The following is a 15090-nucleotide window of genomic DNA, read 5'->3' as shown; positions in this document are numbered from 1 at the left end:
CGATGACGTCATCGACGCCGACGAGGTCACCGACGCAGTCGACGCCGTCGTCCTCGACATCGAGGGGACGACGAGCGCCACCGGCTTCGTCGTCGACGTGCTCTACCCCTACGCCCGCGAGCGGTTCGCGGCCCTGGTCGCCGAGCGGTCCGGGGAACCGGACGTGGCCCGCGCCCTCGCCCAGGTACGGACGGAGCTGGGCGAGCCGGACGCGGGCCCGGAGCGGATCGTGCAGGTGCTGAACACCTGGCTGGACCAGGACCGGAAGGCGACGTCGCTGAAAACCCTTCAGGGCGTGCTGTGGGCCGAGGGGTTCGCGCGCGGTGAGCTCGTCTCGCACTTCTACGCGGACGTGGTGCCCGCGCTGCGGCGCTGGCACGCGGCGGGCGCGGCTTTGTACGTGTACTCGTCCGGATCCGTCGCCGCACAGCGGGCGTGGTTCGGGCACAGCGCGGAGGGAGATCTGCGTGCCCTCGTCAGCGGCTGGTACGACACGGAGAACGCGGGTCCCAAGCAGGAGGCCGCGTCCTACCGCACGATCGCCGCGGACACCGGACGCTCCCCGGACCGGCTGCTGTTCCTCTCCGACCGGGTGGGTGAACTGGACGCCGCCCGGGCGGCGGGATGGCGTGCGGTGGGTGTGCGGCGGCCGGGGGAGCCGTACTACGAGCAGGGCGTACGAGGCCATGCGCAGGCCCGGACCTTCGAGGACATCGGTGGAGTGGGGAGCGGAGCATGAGCGTGACGACGGTGACCGACCTGGAGCGGGCGGGAGCGGTACTGGCGGCGGAGGCGGCCCGATTCGCCTCCTTCGGCTGGATGCGCGGCACCTCCGGCAACCTCTCGGTGCTCCTCTCCCGCGAGCCGTTCCGGCTGGCGGTCACGGCGAGCGGCCACGACAAGGGTGAACTCGCCGCCGGAGACGTGGTGGTGGTGGACGACCGGGGTGCGGCGGTGAGTGACGGCAGGCCTTCCGCCGAAGCGGAGCTGCACGCGCGCGTGGCGCTCCTGACGGGTGCGAACGCCGTCGTCCACGTGCACACGGTCGCCTCCGTGCTCATGGGGCGCAGGCAGCCCGGGGGCATCGTCCTGAAGGACCTGGAGATGCTCAAGGGGCTCGGCCGTCCGGCGGAGGGGGAGGAGGTCACCCTGCCCGTGATCGCCAACAGCCAGGACATGCGCGAGCTCGGAGACCGCCTGGAGGCCGCCCGCGACCCGCGGATGCCGGCGGTGGTCGTGGCAGGGCACGGGCTGTACGCGTGGGGCGACTCGCCCCGTCAGGCGCGCCACCACACCGAGATCGTGGAATGGCTCCTGGAACTGGAGTTGGCGACGGGCTGACACCTCGCGCCGTCCGCCGCGCCCAAGGGCGCTCCCCGTGCGGGAGCGCCCTTGGCGTCGTGCCGTCTCAGGCCAGGTGATCCCGGGGGAGTTCGCCCGAGGCCACCTCCAGTACGCCGCGTTCGGTGACCAGCGCCGTCACCAGGCTGCCCGGAGTGACGTCGAAGGCCGGATTGTGGCCGCGGGAGCCGACCGGCGCGGTGCGGATGCCTCCCCACTCCAACACCTCCTCCTCGCCGCGCAGTTCGATGGCGATGTCCTCGCCGCTCGCGGTCGCCAGGTCGACCGTCGTGGTGGGCGCGGCCACGATGAAGGGGATGCCCGCGTGAGCGCACGCCAGGGCGATGCCGACCGTGCCCACCTTGTTCGCCGTGTCGCCGTTCGCGGCGATCCGGTCGGCGCCCACCACCGCGGCGTCCACCTCTCCCCGCAGGATGGTCCCGGCCGCCGCGCCGTCGGCCTGGACGTAGTGGGCGATGCCCTCCTCGGCCAGCTCCCAGGCGGTCAGCCGCGATCCCTGCAGGAGCGGCCGCGTTTCATCGGCGTACACCGTCTCCAGCTGTCCCCGGGCGTGCAGTTCACGGATCACGCCGAGCGCGGTGCCCCAGCCGGCCGTGGCGAGCGCACCGGTGTTGCAATGCGTCAGAACGCGCAGCGGGCGGTCCGTGTCGAGCCGCTTCAGCAGCCAGTCCGCCCCGTACGAGCCCAAGGCGTGATTGGCCTCCACGTCCTCGCGCTGCACGGCGACGGCCTCGGCCAAGACCGCCGTCACGCCCTCGTCCAGCCTCGCCAGCACCCGGTCCACCGACACGGCCAGGTTGACGGCGGTCGGCCGGGCCGCCCGGATCCGGGCGACCTCGGCGCGTATCCGCGTACGGTCCCAGCGCTCGCGCTCGCCCTGCAGCAGCGCGATGGCCACGCCGTAGGCCCCGGCCGCGCCGATCGCCGGGGCTCCGCGCACCACGAGCCGCCGGATCGCGTCCACCAGCGCGTCCACGTCGGCGACGCGGAGCACCTCCTTGCGATGCGGCAGAGCGGTCTGGTCGATCAGCGCGAGAGCGTCTCCGGCCCACTCGACGGCACGCAGTTCCCTGGTCATGGCAGTGCACTCCAAAGGCTTCGGGGAGGAAGGGGGGAGGGGTGCGCGTCACCGTACAGGAGCCGTGGGAACCAGAGTTCGAGACAGCGGACCGGTCGCACGCGAACCGGTGTTAGTCTCCTGGCTTCAACGATCTGTTGCACACAGTGGTAGTCCGAGGGGAGAGCGCACATGCTGTTGACGCTGCGCCGCTACCTCGACTACGGCCGGTGCGCCAGCGACGCGTGTCGCGGCTGAGCGCTCCTTCGCCTGACGCCTGACCCCCGACGAGCCCTTTCCCGACTCGTCTGATTTCACATCGAGTTCATCGATGTCGTGCGCCGTTCACATCCGAGCGACCGCGGCCCGCCTCGCGCACCCCGTGCCGAGGCACTCGCATCCCCGTACCTCGTACCCCCGTGTCCGCGTATCCCCGTGCGCCGTGCCCTCGCGCCTTTGCACGCCCGTACCCCCGTACCCCCGTACCGTCCTGGAAGGTCACCTCCATGTCCCGGAGATCCCGTACCCGCGCCCTTCGACTCGCTGCCATCGTGGCGGGAGGGGCCCTGCTCGCCACCGGCTGCAACGCCGCCGCGGCGAAGAAGGAGGAACCCGGGAAGAGCGCCGGCGGCCCGGCGTTCACGCTCGTCACCCCGGACGCGGTGGGCCAGAACGAGTTCCTCAAGCTCTCCGTGGACGGCCTGAAGGCCGCGGCCAAGGCGCGTTCGGGCAGCTCCAAGGTGTACGAATCCACCGACGTGGCCTCCCGTCAGCAGAACGTCCAGGCCGCGGTGGACGCGAAGCCGCAGGTGATCGTCCTGGTCGGCTTCGAATTCGCCGACCTGGTCGCGCAGCAGGCCGAAGCCCATCCGCGGCAGCGGTTCCTGGTGGTCGACGCCTGCACCCAGCAGACGTACCCGAACGTCGACTGCGCCGTCTTCCGGGAGCACGAAGGGGTGTACCTCGCGGGAGCCGAGGCCGGACTGCTCAGCAAGAGCGGCAAGGTCGGGGCGGTGGACGTGCTCGACACGCCCCAGTTCCGGCGGTACAGCGACCCGTTCGCCGCGGGGGCGAAGAAGACCGCGCCCGCCGCCGAGGCGACCACCCGCTTCGTGGGCGGCCAGTCCCCCTTCAACGACTCGGCCCGCGCCAAGGAACAGGCGAGTTCGCTGATCGCGGCCGGGACCGACCAGCTGATGGCGGCCGCCGCCGCGGGCAACTACGGCGTCTTCGAAGCGGCGAAGGCCAAGGGCGCCTTCGCGTACGGGGTGGACGTCAACCAGTGCCTCGCGGCGCCCGGCACCGTCGTCGACAACGTGATCAAGAAGACCGATGTCGCCGTGGAGAAGGGCATCGAGCAGGTGCTGGGCGGCAAGGACGGCCGGATCGTCTCGTACGGACTCAAGGAGGGCGGCATCAGCCTGACCGGCCTGGAGCCGGGCGTCGCCGAGTCCCAGTGCGTCATCGCCCGGAACGTCCCGGTCCTGGACCAGGTGAAGCGGCTGCGTGACCAGATCGTCTCCGGAGAGCTGAAGGTCGATGACCCCGCCGCCAAGTAGCCCTGCCGACACGGTCGTCGAACTCACGGGAATCACCAAGCGGTTCACCGGAACGCTCGCGAACGACGCCGTCGACCTCCGGGTGCGGCGCGGCGAGATCCACGCGCTGATGGGGGAGAACGGCGCCGGAAAGTCCACCCTGATGTCGATCCTCTACGGGATGGAGCGACGGGACGCGGGCACGATCCGCGTCAACGGGCGCGAGGTGGAGTTCTCCGACCCGGCCGACGCGATCGCCGCCGGGCTCGGCATGGTCCACCAGAGCTTCCGGCTCTTCGACTCGCTGACGGTCGCCGAGAACGTGGTCTTCCGGGCCGAGCCCCGCCGCTTCGGCCTCCTCGACCACGCCGCCGCGCGCCGGAGCGTCCGCGAACTCGCCGAGGAGCACGGGCTGCCGGTCGACCCCGACGCCCGGGTCGGCGACCTGCCCGTCGGGGTCCGGCAGCGGGTGGAGATCCTCAAGCTGCTGTACCGCGGGGCCCGCGTCCTGATCCTCGACGAACCGACGGCCGTCCTCACGCCGGACGAGGCCGACCGGCTGTTCGCCGTCCTCAAGTCCCTTGCAGCGCAAGGCCATTCGGTGATCATCGTCACGCACAAGCTGCACGAGGTGATGGAAGGCAGCGACAGCGTCACCGTACTGCGCGACGGGCGCGTCACCGCCCGGCTGCGTACCGCCGACACCACGGCGGCCGAGCTCGCCGAGGCGATGACCGGCCGCCGGGTGGAGCTGGACCGCATCCGTCCGCCGGGGACTCCCGGTGACCTCGTCCTGTCCGTGTCGGGGGTCCGCGGAGTGGACCTGACGGTACGGGCGGGCGAGATCGTCGGCATCGCCGGCGTCGCGGGCAATGGCCAGAGCGAGCTGATCGAGGCGCTCGCCGGGCTGCGCCCCGTCTCCGCGGGCCGTGTCGAGCTCGCCGGGCAGGACATCACCCACGCCTCTCCGGCGGCACGCCGGGCCGCGGGCCTGGCCTACGTACCGGAGGACCGTGCGGCCGTGGGCACCGCGCCCGCCGCCTCCCTCGCGGAGAACCTGGCGATGGGCCACCACCGGCGGTCGCTCGCCACCAGGAGGGGGCTGCTGCATCCGGCGGCCCTGCGCACGCACGCCCGTTCCCTGATCGAGCGCTACGGAATCAAGGCCCCCTCGCCCGCGGCCCCGGCGGGCGCACTGTCCGGCGGCAACCTCCAGAAGCTCGTGGTGGCCAGGGAACTCGCCCATGGAGCACCGCTGTTGCTCGTGGAACAGCCCACGCGAGGAGTGGACATCGGCGCGATCCAGCAGATCCACGACCAGCTGATCGCCTACCGGGACGCGGGCCACGCGGTCCTGCTGGTCTCGGCGGAACTCAGCGAGGTCCGCGGTCTGTCGGACCGGATCCTGGTGATGTACGAGGGCCGGATCTCGGCCTCCTACACCCGGGAAGACGCCGACGAACGCACCCTGGGCCTGGCCATGGCCGGAGCGGTGGGGGTGGCCTGACATGAGCATCCTCCCCACCCGCCCGGCCCGCTCCGCCCGCTCCGCCCGCTCCGCCCTCACGTCCGTGCTGCGCTCACCCGTCCTCATCTCCGTGGTCGTCACCCTCCTCGTCGGGGTGGTCCTCCTGGCGGCCACCGGGGCGGACCCGCTCACCGCGTACGGGGCCGTGCTGAGCGGTTCCCTCGGATCCGACGGGCTCGGCGCCACGCTGACCACCGGCACCAGCGTCCTGGGCATGGCCGTCGCGCTGTCCGTGCCGCTGCGCGCCGGACTGATCAACCTGGGCGGCGACGGGCAGCTGGTGCTCGGCGGCCTGGCCGCCACGGTCACCGGCCTCTACGCACCGTTGCCCGCCCCGCTCACCGTCCTCGTGTCCCTGCTCGCCGGGATGGCGGCCGGAGCCGCGTACGCCGTGCTCGCCGCCGTGTGCGAGACCCGCCTCGGGGTTCCGCTGCTGGTGAGCAGCCTGCTGCTGTCCTACCCGGCGGTCTCCTTCGCCTCCTACCTGGCGCGGTATCCGCTGAAGGAGCCGGGCTCCAGCCTGCCCCAGACACGGCGGCTGCCCGAGGGGGTGGCGCTGCCCGCGCTCGGGTCGAGCACGGTGACCGCCGGCCTACTCCTCGTGGTCGCCGCGGCAGCCGTCCACTTCTTCGTGGATACGCGCACCAGCGCCGGGTACGAGGTCCGGATGACCGGGCTGGGTCCGAGGTTCGCGGCCTACGCGGGCGTGGACCGGGCACGGCTGACGCTGCGCCTGATGGGCGGCTCCGGCGCCCTCGCGGGACTGGTGGGAGCGATCGGGTCGCTGAGCTTCCCGCACCGCTTCCTCGACGGAGCGCTCACCGCGCCCGGCTACACGTGGACCGGGCTCACGGCGGCGCTGCTCGCCGGCGCCGCCCCGCTCGGCACCGTGCTCGCGGGGCTCTTCTTCACGGTCCTGCAGGTCGGCGGCTTGAGCATGGAGCGGGCCACCGAGGTGCCACGCGAGCTGACCCTGGTGCTTCAGGCCCTGGTCATCGTCCTTCTCGCCTCCCGACCCCGGATGACCCGGCGGACCGGCCGACCCAAGGAAGACGCGGAAGACTGATGTCCCTCGAATCCGACCTCCTCCTCTCGGTCCTGCGCGCGCTCACCCCGATCCTGCTCGCCGCCCTCGGCGGGGCGATCTGCGAGCGTGCCGGCGTCTTCGCCATCGGCCTCGAGGGCATGATGCTGATCGGCTGCTTCAGTGCGGTCACCACGAGCTGGTTCACCGGCAGTCCGTGGCTCGGAGTGCTCGCGGCAGCGCTCTCGGCCGCCGCGTACTCGCTCATCCTGGCCGTGGGCGCGGTGACCCTGCGCGGCGACGCGGTGGTGCTGGGCGTGGCCATGAACCTCCTCGCCCTCGGACTCACCGGCTTCCTGCTGCGTACGGTCTTCGGAGTGCGGGGCACCTTCGACGACCCCGCGCTGGCCGGGCTCCCGCTGATCGGCGGGCTGTCCCCGCTCGCCTACGTCTCCTGGGCCGCCGTCGCGCTCACCGCCTTCACGCTCGCCCGCCACGTACTGGGGCTGCGGCTCCGCGGAGTCGGCGAAGCGCCCGAAGCCGCGGCGGCACTGGGAGTGAATCCCGTGAAGTACCGCTACGGCGCGGTCCTGGCCGCAGGTACGCTCTGCGGTCTGGCGGGGGCCCAACTAGCACTCGGAAATGTCACTTTGTTCTCCGAGAACATGACCGCCGGCCGCGGCTGGATCGCCGTGGTCGCCGTGATGCTCGGCCGTGGCGCACCCATCGGCGTACTGCTCGCGGCCCTGCTGTTCGCCGCCGCCGAAGCGGTCGGCTTCCGCCTGCAGGGCCTCGGCCTTCCGCAGCAGGCCACGGACGCCGCGCCGTACGCCGTCACGCTCGCGGCCCTCTTCCTGACCACGGCGGGTCGCCGCCGTGCCGCCCGTAGCACTGGAGTTGTCGTATGACGCAGGACCTGTCGCCCCTCACCCGCATCCCGCGCACCGGCCTGCCGGCCTCCGCGCTCGTCGTCGGCGACCCGGCGCGGGCCGGAGCGGTCGCGGGTCTGCTCGAGGATGCCGTGGAGGTGTCCCATCACCGCGAGTACCGCGTCTTCAGCGGGAGTTGGCGTGGACTCCCGGTGGTGGTCGCCTCGCACGGGGTCGGCGCCCCCGGGGCGATCCTGCTCTTCCAGGAGCTGGCCGAAGCGGGCGTGCGCACCATCATCAGGTTCGGCACGGCGGGGGCGATCCGGCCCGGGATCGCCGACGGCGACCTCGTGATCGCCGAGGCCGCCGTGCGCGACGACGGGGTGACCGGGCAGATCCTGCCGCCGGAGTACCCCGCGGTGTCCGCCCCCGAGGCGGTACTGGCCCTGCAGCGGGCGGCACGCGAGGCGGGCGCACCCCACCACCGGGGCATCGTCTGGACCCGCGCGGCCTTCCAGCCGGGCCTCATCCCGTTCGCGGAGTACGGGAAGGCCGGTGTCGCCGCGATCGAGATGGAGCTCTCCGCGCTGCTGGTGACGGCTTCGCTGCGCGGACTGACCGCGGGCGGCGTGCTGGTGGTGGACGGCGCGAACGCCGACGAGCTCGTGGACGAGGAGGCGACCGGCGGCTACGACCCGCACCGACAGGTGGTCGCGGACGGGGTCGCGCGGGGCAGTGCGGTGGCCCTGGAAGCGCTGCGGCTGCTGGCCGAGGACTCGCCGTGAAGCGGTACGTCCTCACCGGCACCCCCGGCGCCGGAAAGACGACGATCCTCCGCCGGCTCTCCGGCATCCAGCCGTCCGGGCGGTAACCGGGCAAGGCCTGCGGGCCTCGCGGCCTAGCCGGCCTTGAGGGTGCCGCCGTCGATGACGTGGTCGGCGCCGTGGATGTTGGCGGCCCGTTCGGAGAGCAGGAAGGCGACCAGGTCGGCCACCTCCTCGGGCTTGGTGATGCGTCCCGACGCGAGGCCGAACTGCCCCGGGATGTTCGCGAGCAGGTCGCTGTGGCTGACGCCGTACGCCTCGGCCACCTTGCCGCCGAAGCCGTTCGGGTCGGTCCACAGCGAGCTCGAGACGAAGCCGGGCGAGACCGTGTTGACGCGCACGCCGCGCGGCGCCAGTTCCTCGCTGAGCCGCTTGCCGAGCTGGTTCAGCGCCGCCTTGGCCTCGGCGTAGCCGACCGGCGAACCGGCGGGGACGCGGGCGTTGATGGAGGAGATGTTGACGATCGCCCCGCGTCGCTCCAGGATGCTCGGCAGCGCCGCCCGGGTCGTCCAGACCGCGCTGAACAGGTTGAGGTCGAAGACGGCCTGCCATTGGTCGTCGTCCACGTCGAGGAAGCCGCCCAGGGACAGGCCGTCCGGATCGCCCGCGCCGACGTTGTTGACCAGGAAGTCGATCCCGCCGACCGCGTCGATCGCCTCCTTGGCCACCCGTGTCGCTCCGTCGCGCGTGCTCAGGTCGACGGACACGGTGGCCGCGGCGGCCTTCTCCAATGCGCGCGTGATGGTGCGTGCCGCACCCACCACGCGCACGCCTTCCGCGGCCAGTGCCTGGGTGATGGCGAGGCCGATGCCGCGGCCGGCGCCGGTGACGAGGGCGGTCTTTCCGTTGATTCCGAGGTCCATGACGCCACTTTCTCGAGGTGTGAGCGAGTTTTCTTGAACTACAGGTCAAAAATTAGGGCGCAAAAAATGCCCCCGAGGGGGCATGGCGGGTCAGAGACCCGCCACGGCGGTGTCGATGATCCCGTGCAGGGTCGGCCCGTCGAAGGTCTTCGCCATGACGCGCAGCCCCACGATGGTGTTCAGGAGGAACTGTGCCTGCGCCCGGGCGTCCACCTCGGCGGCGACGTCCCCGTCGCGGCGGCCCTGCTCGATGCGGTCGGTGAGGAGCTGGATGGTGCGCTGTCCCATGCGGTGGACCGCCTGGGTCGCCGCCTCGTCCCGTCCGCCGAGTTCCAGTGTGGTGTTGGCGCCGAGGCAGCCGCGCCTGACGGGCCCGTCCAGGTCCGTGTCCACGAGGAGGGCCAGGTAGTCGCGGATGCATTCCTTCGTCGTGCTCGGCCGGGCGAGGAACTCCTCGGTCATCTCGGAGCCGGCGCGGGCGTAGAGCTCCAAGGCCTTCCCGAACAGCTCGCGTTTGGATCCGAAGGCGTGGTAGAGGCTTCCCTTGGCCACTCCGGTGGCCTCCGCGAGGTCGGCGGGGGAGGTGCCGGCGTAGCCGTTGGTCCAGAACGCCTCCATCGCCTGTGCGATGACCGCGTCCGGTTCGAAGTTCTTCGGCCTGCCCATGACGCCACGCTATCGATTGTTGACCTAGGGGTCAAGAAAACCCTCCGCGTAAACTCACCAGCTTCTGAACCGAAGGAGCCACCGCCCGTGATCGTGATAGCCCACCTCAGCGACATCCACCTCGACGGCGGGGACCGGGCCGCCGAGCGGACCCGTGCCGTCATGGAGTACCTGGAGGGGCTTCCGTACGAGCTCGACGCGGTGCTGGTGAGCGGCGACATCGCCGATCACGGGCGCCCGGAGGAGTACGAGGAGGCGCGCAAGGCCCTCGGCTCCCGCCATCCCCTGCTCGTCTGCCCCGGCAACCACGATGACCGCACGGCCTTCCGGCGCGGCCTGCTGGGGGAGGAGCGCGCTTCCGCCGCCCCGGTCGACCAGGTGCTGCGCGGTGAGGGCTTCGTCCTCGCGGTGTGCGATTCGTCCGTACCCGGTGCACACCGGGGATACCTGGAGGACTCGACGATCGCCTGGCTGGACGGGGTGCTCGCCGACACTCCGCACGAGGTGCCCGTCCTGGTCGCCTTCCACCACCCGCCCGTCCCGCTGCACATCCCGTACGTGGACGGCATCCGGCAGTTCGGCGAGGAGCGGCTGGCGGAGCTGGCCGGGCGCCACCCGCACCTGACGGCGTTCCTGTGCGGGCACGCCCACACCGGCGCGGCGACCAGCTTCGCCGGGCGGCCGCTGCTCGCGGCTCCGGGCGTGGTGTCCACGACGCGGCTCCCGTGGGAAGCGGCGTCCGGGGAGAAGGAGTACGTCCACACGGACGAGCCGCCGGCCGTGGCCTTCCACGTGATCGGTGAGGACGGCCGGCTGACGACCCACTACAGGGTGGTCGTCGCCCGCCGGTAGCCGGAGCCGTCGCGGGTGCGGGTGAGGTGCCCGGCGATGACCAGGTACCGCCGCAGCGCGGCGCAGTCCTCGTGGACGGTGCGCAGCAACCCGTTCACCTGTGACTCCGTGTACGCGCGGTCCGCGGTGAAGAGGGTCTCGGTGAGGTGGGCGAGCAGCTGCTCGCGACGGGCGGCCTTGCGCGGGATGGCCGCGAGGCGGCCGTCGGCGGTGAACAGGTCGGTGACGCCGCGCCCGGCGCGCGTGCTGGTGTCCGCGGTGCTTTGTGACATGTCGTGGAGCTTCGCCCGGCCGGCCGCCCCGGGGCAACGCATTTTCCGCACGGGGTCTCCGCAGGGGGTCTCCGTACGGATCTCCGCGCGGGCAAAAAGTGACGGTCGTTCATCTTACCGTGCGGTAGCACCTGCCAGTACCCTCCCCGTGACCGGTTCCTGCCCCCCACGGAGGAGCACGTATGCGACGCCCCACCACGCACGCGAGAGCCCGTACGCGAACTGCCGTCGCCACCACACTGATCGCCCTCGGAGCGGCCCTGCTGACCCCGGCCGCGGCCGCATCGGGGGCCGGCGCCCCGGTGCCGCGAGCCGTCGCGGACTACGCCGACTACTGCGGACAGCAGTGCTCGGACATCCTGCCGCCCGGCCAGAGCGGCAACGCCACCCTCGCGCAGATCCTCGCCCACAAGGCCTTCGGTACGCTGCCCGCCCACACCTCCGACCAACTGGCGCGCTACGACTCCCTGGTGGCCGGCTATCCCGGCCTCACCGACGCCAAGGTCAACGACTTCTTCAACGACGCCTCCTTCGGCGTCCCGGCCGACCAGGTCGAGTCCACCACGAGCCCGCGCTCCGACGTCACCATCACCCGGGACAAGAAGAGCGGCGTGCCGCACATCAAGGGCACGACCCGCTACGGGACTTCCTTCGGGGCCGGCTACGCGGCGGCCCAGGACCGGCTCTGGCAGATGGACCTCTTCCGGCACGTCGGCCGGGGCGACCTCACCCCCTTCGCGGGCGGCGCCCTCGCCAACCAGGGCCTGGAGCAGCAGTTCTGGCCGCAGGCCCCGTACACCGAGGCGGACCTCCAGGCGCAGGTGGACCGGATCCGCACCGCCGAGGGGGAGCGCGGACGGCTCGCGATGGAGGACGCCCAGGCCTACATCGACGGCATCAACGCCTACCGCGTGAAATCCAAGAACGGCCGCTACTTCCCCGGCGAGTACGTGCTCACCGGGCACATCAACTCGATCACCAACGCCGGTGAGATCCAGCCCTTCAAAATCACCGACCTGATCGCCCTCGCCTCGGTCGTGGGCGGCCTCTTCGGCGGCGGAGGAGGCGGCGAAGTACAGTCCGCGCTCTCCCTGTTGTCGGCGCAGCAGACGTACGGCCTGGAGGAGGGCACCCGCGTCTGGGAGTCCTTCCGTCAGCGCGAGGACCCGGAAGCCGTGCTGACCGTCCACGACGGGACGAGCTTCCCCTACGCGCAGAAGCCCGCCGCCCCCCAGGGCGCGGCCCTGCCCGACGCCGGCTCGGTCACCGCCGAGCAGCTCGTGTACGACCGTACGGGCTCGGCGGCGACCTCCGCCGCGGCGAACCCGCCCAAGCCGGTGAAGCAGAGCATGTCCAACGCCCTGCTCGTCTCCGGCGCGAAGACCGCGAGCGGCCACCCGGTCGCCGTCTTCGGCCCGCAGACCGGCTACCTCGCGCCCCAACTCCTCATGCTCCAGGAGCTCCAGGGCCCGGGGATCAGCGCGCGCGGCGCATCCTTCGCCGGCGTCAGCATGTACGTACAGCTCGGCCGCGGCCAGGACTACGCCTGGAGCGCCACCTCCGCCGGCCAGGACATCACCGACACCTTCGCCGTCGACCTGTGCGAGCCGGGCGGAGGCACCCCCACCAAGGCGAGCACCTCGTATGTCTACCGGGGCGCCTGCACGCCCATGGAGAAGCTGGAACACACCAACACCTGGAAGTCCTCGGTCGCCGACCCCACCCCGGGCGGCTCCTACCGGATGCGGGTGTGGCGCACGAACTACGGCATCGTCACGCACCGCGCGACCATCGCGGGCAAGCCCGTGGCCTACACCGCGCTGCGCTCCACGTACCGCCACGAGGCCGACTCGATCATCGGCTTCCAGATGTTCAACGACCCCTCCTACGTGAAGGACGCCCGCACCTTCCAGGAGGCGGCCCGGCACATCGGCTACGCCTTCAACTGGTTCTACGCCGACTCGCGCGAAGCCGCGTACTACAACAGCGGCTCGAACCCGGTGCGCGCGGCCGGCGTCGACGCGGCGCTGCCCGTCCGGGGCGAGCAGGGCTACGAATGGCGGGGCTTCGACCCGGCCGCCAACACGGCCGACTACACGCCGCCCGCCGAGCACCCGCAGTCCATCGGCCAGGACTACTACATCAGTTGGAACAACAAGCAGGCCAAGGGATACGCCGCGGCCGGATTCGGCATGGGCTCCGTGCACCGCGGCGACCTCCTCGACCAGCGCGTCAAACCGCTCGTCGCGGCGGGCGGCGTGACCCGGGCCAAGCTCACCCAGGCCATGGCCGACGCGGCCGTCACCGACCTGCGCGCCGAGAACCTGCTGCCCGAGCTGCTGGCCGTGCTGCGCAGTGCGCCCGTCACCGATCCGGCCGTCGGGTCCGCGATCGACAAGCTCGCCGCGTGGCAGGCCGCGGGCACCGAACGCAAGGAGACCGCACCCGGTTCGAAGACGTACGCGCACGCGGACGCGGACGCCATCCGGATCATGGACGCCTGGTGGCCGCTGCTCGTCGAGGCAGAGTTCAAGCCCGGCCTAGGGGCGCCGCTCTACGATGCCCTGCGAGCCTCGCTCACCATCGACGAGGCACCCAACGCGGGCCACGGGCCCACCGGTTCGCACGCCGGCTCGGCCTTCCAGTACGGCTGGTGGAGCTACGTGGACAAGGACCTGCGTACGTTGCTCGGCCGCCCGGTGTCCGGACCGCTGGCCCGGCCCTACTGCGGGGGCGGCTCGCTCGCCGGGTGCCGGGACACGATGGCGGCAACGCTCAAGCAGGCCGCGGCCGCCACCCCCGCCGCCGTGTACCCGGCGGACGGAACCTGCGCCGCGGGCAACCAGTGGTGCGCGGACTCGATCGTGCAGCGCCCGGTGGGCGGTCTGGCCCACCCGCAGATCAACTGGCAGAACCGGCCCACCTATCAGCAGGTGGTGGAGTTCCCCGCCCACCGCTGAGGCCTGGGCGCACGAAGGCCCGCCGGCCCCGGATCGCTCCGGGACCGGCGGGCCGTACGCGCGGGTCAGGCGCCGCGGGGCTGCTCGCGCCGCTTGACCGCCCGCAGGACCACGAACTTCGGCTCGCTCGCGGCGACTTCGCTGTTGCCGAAGAGGCGTCGCAGGTGGGTGTGGTACCCCATGTGCCGGTTGGCCACCACCCACAGCTCACCGCCCGGACGCAGCACCTTGCGCGACTGCGCGAACATCCGCAGCGCCGTCGCGTCGGTCGTCGCCTGGTGGGAGTGGAAGGGCGGATTGCAGAGCACCAGGTCCACGGAGCCGGGGTCCAGCATCGCCACCCCGTCGCCGACGAGGAAGTCCGCCCGCTCCCGCTCGTGCGTGACGTTGGCGCGGAACGTCGCCTTGGCCGAGGCGACCGCCTGGTACGACTCGTCGGTGAAGACGACCTCCGCACGCGGGTCGGCCACCGCGACCGCCGTGCCGACGACCCCGTTGCCGCAGCCCAGGTCGACGACCCGGGCCCCGTCCGTATTGGTCGGGATGCTCTGGAGGAAGAAGCGGGTGCCGACGTCGAGGCGGTCCGCGCAGAAGATGCCCGCGTGGTTGACGACGGTCAGCCCGGCGCCCGAGCCGCCGTCCTCGTCCACGACGTACGTCAGCGGCCAGGGTCCGGGGGTCGCCGGACGGGTCGCCCCCGGGTTGCCGGGGGTGCAGAAGATCAGACGGGCCTTCTTCTCGGCCAGGGAGGTCTTCGTCGGTCCCAGGATCTTCTCGAAGAGCCGCAGCGTGGAGGTGTGGATCTCCTTCACCATGCCGGCGCCGACGACGACCGTGCCCGCGTGCACGTGAGGGGCCACCCGGTACAGCTGGTCCTCCAGCAGCGCCAGGCTCTTGGGCACCCGCACCAAGAGCACGTCGATCCGCTCCGGCGGCGCGTCCTGGGTGGTCAGCAGGGTCACGGTGCCCTTGGCGGTGCCGATCCCGTTGCGGTCCAGGTTCGCCATGGTGGCGGAGCGGGTCAGGCTGGAGTCGGTGATCTGGGTGGGGTGGTGCGCGGCCAGCGCCGTCGTCAGCGCCCCCCAGCGGTCCCCGATCACGGTGATCTGCCCGCCGCCGGCCAGATCCACCGGGCCGCGGTCACCCGTACCGGACTCGAGGTGGCGGAGCAGGTACTCGTCGGCGGCGTCCCATGCGAAGAGCCGGTCGCGCGGGTCCTCGGGGAAGCGGGCGAGCTCGTAGGAGCCGAAGGGCGTGGTCAGACGGTTCATATTG

14 protein-coding genes are annotated in these 15090 nt (G+C 72.0%); 9 read left to right on the top strand and 5 right to left on the bottom strand.

Annotation, left to right across the window (positions count from 1 at the left end; all coding sequences use genetic code 11):
* The first annotated feature begins 10 nt into the window (after positions 1-10).
* Both mtnC and mtnB read left to right on the top strand, forming a co-directional pair.
* Entirely contained in the window at positions 11-739 is a 729-nt protein-coding gene (mtnC, locus tag ACFYYB_RS02710; protein WP_389433448.1) for an acireductone synthase, read from the top strand.
* Positions 736-1341 (top strand): methylthioribulose 1-phosphate dehydratase, encoded by a 606-nt coding sequence (mtnB, locus tag ACFYYB_RS02705; RefSeq protein ID WP_389432835.1) that lies wholly within the window; start codon positions 736-738, stop codon positions 1339-1341. Before mtnC ends, mtnB begins: the two co-directional genes overlap by 4 nt.
* A 67-nt stretch (positions 1342-1408) precedes the next feature.
* Here mtnB and mtnA read toward each other — a convergent pair whose 3' ends face one another.
* The gene (gene mtnA / locus ACFYYB_RS02700; protein WP_389432834.1) at positions 1409-2440 is read right to left on the bottom strand and encodes an S-methyl-5-thioribose-1-phosphate isomerase; all 1032 of its coding nucleotides are present in this window, start codon (positions 2438-2440) and stop codon (positions 1409-1411) included.
* 485 nt (positions 2441-2925) lie between these two features.
* On the opposite strand from mtnA, the gene ACFYYB_RS02695 reads away from it, so the two are divergent.
* From ACFYYB_RS02695 to ACFYYB_RS02675, 5 genes are read left to right on the top strand one after another with little or no spacing between them, the layout of a single operon-like run.
* Entirely contained in the window at positions 2926-3978 is a 1053-nt protein-coding gene (locus ACFYYB_RS02695) for a BMP family ABC transporter substrate-binding protein (protein ID WP_389432833.1), read from the top strand.
* The gene (locus tag ACFYYB_RS02690; RefSeq protein WP_389432832.1) at positions 3959-5464 is read left to right on the top strand and encodes an ABC transporter ATP-binding protein; all 1506 of its coding nucleotides are present in this window, start codon (positions 3959-3961) and stop codon (positions 5462-5464) included. The genes ACFYYB_RS02695 and ACFYYB_RS02690 overlap by 20 nt, the downstream gene beginning before the upstream one ends.
* A 1-nt stretch (position 5465) precedes the next feature.
* Positions 5466-6551: an ABC transporter permease gene (locus ACFYYB_RS02685; protein ID WP_389432831.1), complete on the top strand. Its 1086-nt coding sequence runs from the start codon at positions 5466-5468 to the stop codon at positions 6549-6551.
* On the top strand, positions 6551-7417 hold the full coding sequence (locus ACFYYB_RS02680) for an ABC transporter permease (RefSeq protein WP_389432830.1): 867 nt from the start codon (positions 6551-6553) through the stop codon (positions 7415-7417). The genes ACFYYB_RS02685 and ACFYYB_RS02680 overlap by 1 nt, the downstream gene beginning before the upstream one ends.
* Positions 7414-8163, top strand: coding sequence for a nucleoside phosphorylase (locus tag ACFYYB_RS02675; RefSeq protein ID WP_389432829.1), 750 nt, complete (start codon positions 7414-7416; stop codon positions 8161-8163). Before ACFYYB_RS02680 ends, ACFYYB_RS02675 begins: the two co-directional genes overlap by 4 nt.
* 113 nt (positions 8164-8276) lie before the next feature.
* Here ACFYYB_RS02675 and ACFYYB_RS02670 read toward each other — a convergent pair whose 3' ends face one another.
* Positions 8277-9065, bottom strand: coding sequence for an SDR family oxidoreductase (locus ACFYYB_RS02670; RefSeq protein WP_389432828.1), 789 nt, complete (start codon positions 9063-9065; stop codon positions 8277-8279).
* Positions 9066-9155: 90 nt separating this feature from the next.
* Positions 9156-9731 (bottom strand): TetR/AcrR family transcriptional regulator, encoded by a 576-nt coding sequence (locus ACFYYB_RS02665; protein ID WP_389432827.1) that lies wholly within the window; start codon positions 9729-9731, stop codon positions 9156-9158.
* Between the two features lie 87 nt (positions 9732-9818).
* Here ACFYYB_RS02665 and ACFYYB_RS02660 point away from each other — a divergent pair, with 87 nt between their 5' ends.
* Positions 9819-10583 (top strand): phosphodiesterase, encoded by a 765-nt coding sequence (locus ACFYYB_RS02660; protein ID WP_389432826.1) that lies wholly within the window; start codon positions 9819-9821, stop codon positions 10581-10583.
* Here the strand turns inward: ACFYYB_RS02660 and ACFYYB_RS02655 are convergent.
* A complete protein-coding gene (locus tag ACFYYB_RS02655; RefSeq protein WP_389432825.1) occupies positions 10556-10855 on the bottom strand; it encodes a DUF2087 domain-containing protein in 300 nt (99 codons plus the stop codon). The two genes, ACFYYB_RS02660 and ACFYYB_RS02655, sit on opposite strands and share 28 nt — an antisense overlap.
* Positions 10856-11037: 182 nt before the next feature.
* Here ACFYYB_RS02655 and ACFYYB_RS02650 point away from each other — a divergent pair, with 182 nt between their 5' ends.
* Positions 11038-13815: a penicillin acylase family protein gene (locus ACFYYB_RS02650; protein ID WP_389432824.1), complete on the top strand. Its 2778-nt coding sequence runs from the start codon at positions 11038-11040 to the stop codon at positions 13813-13815.
* A gap of 65 nt (positions 13816-13880) precedes the next feature.
* Here ACFYYB_RS02650 and ACFYYB_RS02645 read toward each other — a convergent pair whose 3' ends face one another.
* Positions 13881-15086 (bottom strand): methyltransferase, encoded by a 1206-nt coding sequence (locus tag ACFYYB_RS02645; protein ID WP_389432823.1) that lies wholly within the window; start codon positions 15084-15086, stop codon positions 13881-13883.
* Positions 15087-15090 lie beyond the last annotated feature (4 nt).

The organism is Streptomyces sp. NPDC002886, from assembly GCF_042888445.1.
In the GTDB taxonomy this organism is placed as follows: domain Bacteria; phylum Actinomycetota; class Actinomycetes; order Streptomycetales; family Streptomycetaceae; genus Streptomyces.
This window is presented reverse-complemented; position numbering and strand designations above follow the sequence as displayed.

Bases quoted from the DNA above. Each gene is read 5' to 3' on its own strand.
- mtnB (WP_389432835.1), top strand. From the start codon at position 736: ATGAGCGTGACGACGGTGACCGACCTGGAGCGGGCGGGAGCGGTACTG.
- mtnA (WP_389432834.1), bottom strand. From the start codon at position 2,440: ATGACCAGGGAACTGCGTGCCGTCGAGTGGGCCGGAGACGCTCTCGCG.
- ACFYYB_RS02695 (WP_389432833.1), top strand. From the start codon at position 2,926: ATGTCCCGGAGATCCCGTACCCGCGCCCTTCGACTCGCTGCCATCGTG.
- ACFYYB_RS02690 (WP_389432832.1), top strand. From the start codon at position 3,959: ATGACCCCGCCGCCAAGTAGCCCTGCCGACACGGTCGTCGAACTCACG.
- ACFYYB_RS02685 (WP_389432831.1), top strand. From the start codon at position 5,466: ATGAGCATCCTCCCCACCCGCCCGGCCCGCTCCGCCCGCTCCGCCCGC.
- ACFYYB_RS02680 (WP_389432830.1), top strand. From the start codon at position 6,551: ATGTCCCTCGAATCCGACCTCCTCCTCTCGGTCCTGCGCGCGCTCACC.
- ACFYYB_RS02675 (WP_389432829.1), top strand. From the start codon at position 7,414: ATGACGCAGGACCTGTCGCCCCTCACCCGCATCCCGCGCACCGGCCTG.
- ACFYYB_RS02670 (WP_389432828.1), bottom strand. From the start codon at position 9,065: ATGGACCTCGGAATCAACGGAAAGACCGCCCTCGTCACCGGCGCCGGC.
- ACFYYB_RS02665 (WP_389432827.1), bottom strand. From the start codon at position 9,731: ATGGGCAGGCCGAAGAACTTCGAACCGGACGCGGTCATCGCACAGGCG.
- ACFYYB_RS02655 (WP_389432825.1), bottom strand. From the start codon at position 10,855: ATGTCACAAAGCACCGCGGACACCAGCACGCGCGCCGGGCGCGGCGTC.
- ACFYYB_RS02650 (WP_389432824.1), top strand. From the start codon at position 11,038: ATGCGACGCCCCACCACGCACGCGAGAGCCCGTACGCGAACTGCCGTC.
- ACFYYB_RS02645 (WP_389432823.1), bottom strand. From the start codon at position 15,086: ATGAACCGTCTGACCACGCCCTTCGGCTCCTACGAGCTCGCCCGCTTC.